General features: G+C 68.2%; 1 protein-coding gene. It reads left to right on the top strand.

Annotated elements, in window-relative coordinates:
* Nucleotides 1–6,609, top strand: a 6,609-nt coding sequence (locus ACNJ7E_RS04255; protein WP_418339222.1) for a non-ribosomal peptide synthetase, incomplete at both ends; no start/stop codon positions are given.

The raw sequence follows: 6,609 nt of genomic DNA, 5'->3' as shown, positions 1-6,609 counted from the left end.
TGGGCGGTGGCGAAGTCGGGGGCGGCGTTCGTTCCGGTGGATCCGAGTTATCCGGCTGACCGGATCGCGTTCATGCTGGAGGATTGTGGTGCGCCGATCGGTGTGACGACGGCCGCGTTGCGGGAGGGTCTGCCGGAGGGTACGCACTGGATCGTCCTCGACGACGACGCAGTGGTCGAGGGTCTGGCCTCGTACTCCTCGGAGCCCCTGGATGATTCGGACCGCACGGGTGTGTTGTCGGTGGATCATCCGGCGTATGTGATTTATACGTCCGGGTCGACGGGTCGGCCGAAGGGTGTGGCGGTCACGCATCGGGGTGTGGTGAATCTGGCGGCGGATGAGCGGGATCGGTTGGGGGTGTCGTCGGGGTCGCGGGTGTTGCATTTCGCGTCGCCGAGTTTCGATGCGTCGGTGTTCGAGTTGGTGATGGCGGTGTGTGCGGGGGCGACGCTGGTGGTGGCGCCGACCAGTATTTTCGGTGGTTCGGAGTTGGCGGAGTTCCTTGCCGAACATGGGGTGTCGCATGCGTTCTGTACGCCGGCGGCGTTGGCGTCGCTCGATCACCGTGGTCTGGACCATCTGAAAACGGTGGTGGTGGCCGGTGATGTGTGTCCACCGGAGTTGGTGGCGCGGTGGGCGCCGGGCCGGATCATGGTCAATGCGTACGGTCCGAGTGAGACGACGATCATGTCGTCGGCTACCGGCCCGTTGGTGCCTGGGCGGCCGGTGAGTATCGGGTCGCCGACGGTCGGTGTGGATCTGGTGGTGCTGGATCGGCGGTTGCGTCCGGTCCCGGCCGGGGTGCGTGGCGAACTCTACGTCCTCGGCCCCAGTTTGGCGCGCGGGTATGTGCATCGGGCGGGGTTGACGGCGGGGCGGTTCGTGGCGTGTCCGTTCGGTGCGGGTGGGCGGATGTATCGCACGGGTGATGTGGTGCGGTGGGTGGCCGCCCCGGACGGCACCTGGGTTTTGGAGTTTTTGGGGCGTAGTGATTTTCAGGTGAAGATCCGGGGGTTCCGGATCGAGTTGGGGGAGATCGACGCCGTGTTGGCGGCGCATCCGGTGGTGGAGTTCGCCCACACGGTCGGCCATGACGACGGGAGTGGCAGCAGTCGGCTGGTGTCGTACGTGCTTTCGGCGCCTGGAACTGACGTCGAAACCCGTGCACTCGCCGAGTTCGTGGGGGAGCGGTTGCCGGGGTATATGGTGCCGTCGGCGATCATGGTGTTGGAGTCGTTGCCGCTGACCCCGGCGGGGAAACTGGACCGCAACGCCCTGCCCACACCGGTATTCGCCGCATACTCGGCCGAGATTGTGCAACCCAGAACGGTCACGGAGGAGATCCTCCTCGGGATCTTCCGCGACGTCCTCGGCCTGCCCGATTTGAGCGTCGACACCAGCTTCTTCGAACTCGGCGGCAACTCACTGATGGCCACCCAGGTCGTGTCCCGAGTGAACACCGCCCTCGGTGCGCGGATCGGGGTCCGGGACCTCTTCCAGTCGCCGTCGGTGTCGCAGCTGGCGGTCGCGGCGGCGAACACCGGCGCGCAGGCCGACTCGCGTCCGGTACTGGAGGCTCGGCAACGGCCCGACCGGGTGCCCCTCTCCGTTGCGCAGCAACGCATGTGGTTCCTCAACCAGTTCGACACGGCATCGCCCGCCTACAACCTGCCGATCGCGCTGAGACTCACCGGCGCACTCGACCGCGACGCCCTGCTCGGGGCGATCGACGACGTCCAGGAGCGTCACGAGGCGCTGCGCACCGTCTTCCCCGACAGCCCCGACGGACCCCACCAGCTGGTCGCGTCCGTCGTGAGCGTGCTGGCCGGCGACGATCCCATCGACGTCGACGCAAATTCGCTCACCGCCGCGATGACGACCCTCGGCGGCACCGGATTCGACCTCACCACCGACAGACCGCTGCGCGCCGGCCTGTTCCGGGAGGCACCCGACCGGCACATCCTCGTCCTCGTCGTCCACCACATCGCCGCCGACGGCTGGTCGATGACGCCGCTGGCTGCCGACGTGATGGTCGCGTACGCGGCGCGCGCCGCCGGTCACGCACCCACCTGGGCGCCGCTTCCGGTGCAGTACGCCGACTACAGCCTCTGGCAGCGGGATCTACTGGGTTCGGAAGACGACCCGAACAGCCTGTCCGCCAGGCAGATCGCCCACTGGCAGGCAGCGCTAGCCGGCGTGCCGCAGCTGATCGAGCTGCCCACCGACCGGATGCGGCCCGCCGAGATGTCCCACCGGGGCGGGCGTGTGCAGTTCACGATCCCGGCCGACGTGCACGGGCGTCTCGTCGATCTCGCCCAGAGCACCGGCACCACGCCGTTCATGGTGACGCACGCCGCCCTGGCGGTTCTGCTCCGCCGTCTCGGCGCCGGATCGGACATCGTGATCGGCACCCCCGTCGCGGGACGCGGCGAGGAGGCGCTCGACCACCTGGTCGGGATGTTCGTCAACACACTCGTCCTCCGCACGACCGTCGACCCCGGCGACACGTTCGGTGACGTACTCGCCCGGACCCGCGACGCCGACCTCGCCGCGTTCCAGCACAGCGACGTCCCGTTCGAGCGCCTCGTGGAGGTGCTCAGCCCCGCCCGGTCGTCGGCACACCACCCGCTGTTCCAGGTGATGCTCACCTTCCAGAACACCGCGAACACCCGGGTGGAACTCGACGGACTCGAGGTCGAGGCAACCGAGATCGACGTCCACGTGGCGAAGTTCGACCTGCAGCTCACCGTCGTCGAGCAGTTTGACTCCACCCTCGCACCAGCCGGTCTGGCCGTGCAATTGTCCTACGCGACAGACCTGTTCGACGAGGACACAGCCGTGTCGATCGGCGAACGATTCGGCCGGCTCTTCGACGTGGTCGTCGACAACCCGCCGGTCGCCGTCGGCGACATCGACCTGCTCCACGCGGACGAGCGGTCCGCCCTCGCGGCGACCAACGCAACGAACCACCCCGTGCCCGCGGACACTCTGGTGTCGTTGTTCGCGGACCAGGCCACCGCCACACCCGACGCCGTGGCGCTGGTCTTCGAGGAACGATGGCTGACCTACGCCGAATTCGACGAGCACACCGACCGCCTCGCCCGTTATCTGATCGGAAGCGGAGTGGGACCGGAGTCCGTCGTCGCGGTCGGGATGCGCCGTTCGATCGATCTGCTCGTCGCGATCTACGCCGTCGTGAAGGCCGGCGGCGCCTACCTGCCGATCGATCCCGATCACCCCGCCGAGCGCACCGCATACGTGCTCGACACCGCGCAGCCGGTGTGCGTGCTGACACGCGCCGCCGACGACACCACGTTCGCCACCGCGGCACCGGTGCTGCACATCGACACGCTCGACCTCCCCGACGAGGACCCGGCACCGATCTCCACCACGCTCACCGCGGACAACACGGCATATGTGATCTTCACGTCCGGGTCGACGGGCCGGCCCAAGGGTGTTGCGGTCACCCACGGCGCGATCGTGAACCGCCTGCTGTGGATGCAGCACGAGTACCCGCTGACTTCCGACGACGCGGTGATGCAGAAGACTCCGGTGACGTTCGACGTGTCGGTGTGGGAGCTGTTCTGGCCTCTGCAGGTCGGTGCCACGCTGGTGATCGCCGCACCGAACGGGCACCGCGACCCCGACTACCTCGCCACTCTCATCCGTCGGCACCGCATCACCACGATGCACTTCGTGCCGTCGATGTTGTCGGTGTTCACCGCGGAACCTGCTGTGGCGGTGTGTGATTCGTTGCGGTTGGTGTTCTGTTCGGGGGAGGCGTTGACGCCGGAGCAGGTGTCGCGGTTCCGGGCGGTCTGTGGTGCCGATCTGCACAATTTGTACGGGCCGACGGAGGCGGCGGTCGATGTCACGTATTGGGAGACCGGTGCGGCGGACACGGTGACGGTGCCGATCGGGCGTCCGGTGTGGAATACGCAGGTGCATGTGCTCGATTCGCGGTTGCATCCGGTGCCGAACGGGGTGGCGGGGGAGTTGTATCTGGCGGGGGTCCAGCTGGCGCGGGGGTATCTGAGTCGTCCGGATCTGTCGGCGGATCGGTTCGTGGCGAATCCGTATGTGGCGGGTGGACGGATGTACCGCACGGGGGACCTGGTGCGTCGCCGCACCGATGGTGCGCTGGAGTATGTGGGTCGGACGGATTTCCAGGTGAAGTTGCGGGGGCAGCGGATCGAGTTGGGGGAGATCGAGACGGCGCTCGAGACGCATCCGGATGTGATGCAGGCGGTTGTGGTGGTGCACCGCGACGACCGCGGCGAAGAGGCCCTCGTCGCCTACACGGTCGGTGCCGTGGACGTCGCGGCGACTCATCTCCGCGACCACCTTGCCACGATTCTGCCGTCGTACATGATCCCGGCGCACGTCGTGCACCTCGACACCCTGCCGCTGTCGGTGAACGGCAAACTCGACCGCAAAGCGCTGCCGGCACCCGACCTCGACGCGACAACCACCAACTACGTGGCGCCGCGGACGCCCACCGAGGAGATCGTCGCCGGTGTGTTCGCCGACATCCTGGGGGTCGAGCGGGTCGGTGTCCACGACCACTTCTTCGACCTCGGCGGCAACTCCCTCGTCGCCACCCGACTCGTGTCGCGACTGCGCACGGCGCTCGGCGTCCCGGTGGCGCTGCGCGACGTCTTCGATGCGCCGACCGTCGGCGGGCTCGCGCAACGATTCGACGAAGTCGACCGCGACGCGCACACCTCGACTCCCGCACTGGTTCCGCAGGTGCGGCCCACGCGGGTGCCGTTGTCGCCCGCCCAGCAGCGGGTGTGGTTCCTCAACCAGTTCGATACCTCGAGCCCCGGCCACAACCTGCCTCTTGCCGTGCGGTTCTCGGGTGACCTCGACGTCACGGCACTCGGTCGCGCACTCCGCGACCTACTGAACCGGCACGAATCGCTGCGCACCGTATTCCCCGGCTCCGACGCCGGACCCTGGCAGCGCATCCTCGACGCCCACGACATCGACCTCGGCCTCACCGTCGTCGAGGCCCGGGAGGCCGACCTCGACAACTCGATCCGGACGTTCGCCCTCACCGGCTTCGACGTCACAACCGAGATTCCCGTGCGCGCACAACTGGTGCGCGTCCGGGACGACGAACACGTGCTGACGCTGGTGGTGCACCACATCGCCGCCGACGGATGGTCTTTCGCACCGCTGTCCCGCGACCTGATGGTGGCGTACGCCGCGCACAGCGGCGGCCACGACCTCCAATGGACGCCGCTGCCGGTGCAGTACGCCGACTACACACTCTGGCAACGAGAACTCCTCGGCGAGGAGGACGACCCGAACTCCCGGGCCGCCCGCCAACTCTCCTACTGGGGAACCGCGCTGGCCGGGCTGCCGGACAGCATCGACCTGCCCACCGACCGACCGCGACCCGCCGTCGCGTCGAAACACGGCGCGACGCTGTCCTGGGAGATCTCGGCGGAACTGCACCAACGCCTGCTGACCCTGGCCCGCACCCAGAACGTCACCCTGTTCATGGTCGCGCACTCCGCCCTGTCGGTGCTGCTCAGCAGGCTCAGCGCGACCACCGACATCGCGATCGGCACGCCCGTCGCCGGCCGCGGCGACCGCGACCTCGACGACCTGGTCGGAATGTTCGTCAACACCCTCGTGCTCCGCGCACAGGTGGACCCGGCATCGTCGTTCACCGCACTGCTGCAGCAGGTCCGCGACGTGGACCTCACCGCGTTCACCCACACGGATGTGCCGTTCGAACGTCTCGTGGACCACCTGAACCCCACCCGCACGGCAGCCCACCACCCGCTGTTCCAGGTCGCGCTGTTCTTCCAGAACCATGCACCCGCGCACCTCGAACTCCCCGGGCTGTCGGTGTCGAGCGAGCCGATCCTCCCCGACGTCGCCGCGTTCGACCTGCAACTCGTCCTCACCGACACTCACAGCGCCGATGGCAGGCCCGGCCCCATCGCCGCCGAGTTCAACTACGCCACCGAATTGTTCGACGAGAGCACGATTCGCTCGTTCGGCGCACAGTTCGTCCGGATCCTCGAAGCTGTGACTGCTGCACCGCAGACGCCGGTCGGCGACATCGCGGTCGCGGACCCCGCCGCGCGCCTCCGGGAACTGGCCGGGTGGAACGCCACGGACCACGACGTTCCCGTCGCCACCCTGCCGGACCTGTTCGACGCACAGGTGGCGCGCGCTCCCGGCGCGACAGCCCTGGTCTTCGACAGCGCCTCGCTGACGTATGCGGAGTTCGATGCTCGGGTGAACCGGTTGGCGCGGTATCTCGTGTCGTGCGGTGTGGGGCCGGAGTCGCGGGTGGTGCTGGCGATGCGGCGCTCGCTGGACCTCGTGGTGGGAATGTACGCCGTCGTCAAGTCGGGTGGTGCCTACGTGCCCGTCGACCCCGATCACCCCGCCGACCGCATCGGGTACGTGCTGCAGTCCGCCGCGCCGGTCCGCGTCCTGACCACGACCGCGGATCAGCCCGCACTTCCGTCCGGCGTCGACGTGGTCACCATCGACGCGCTGGACCTGTCGGAATTCGGGTCGCATCCGATCAACGACGCCGATCGGGCGCATCCCCTGCGCGCGGACAACACCGCCTACGTGATC

This window comes from Rhodococcus mengyinensis, assembly GCF_048381435.1.
GTDB classification, from domain to species: domain Bacteria; phylum Actinomycetota; class Actinomycetes; order Mycobacteriales; family Mycobacteriaceae; genus Rhodococcus_F; species Rhodococcus_F opacus_D.
Note: the sequence above shows the minus strand (reverse complement) of the source record. Positions and strands in the feature narration are given on the sequence as shown.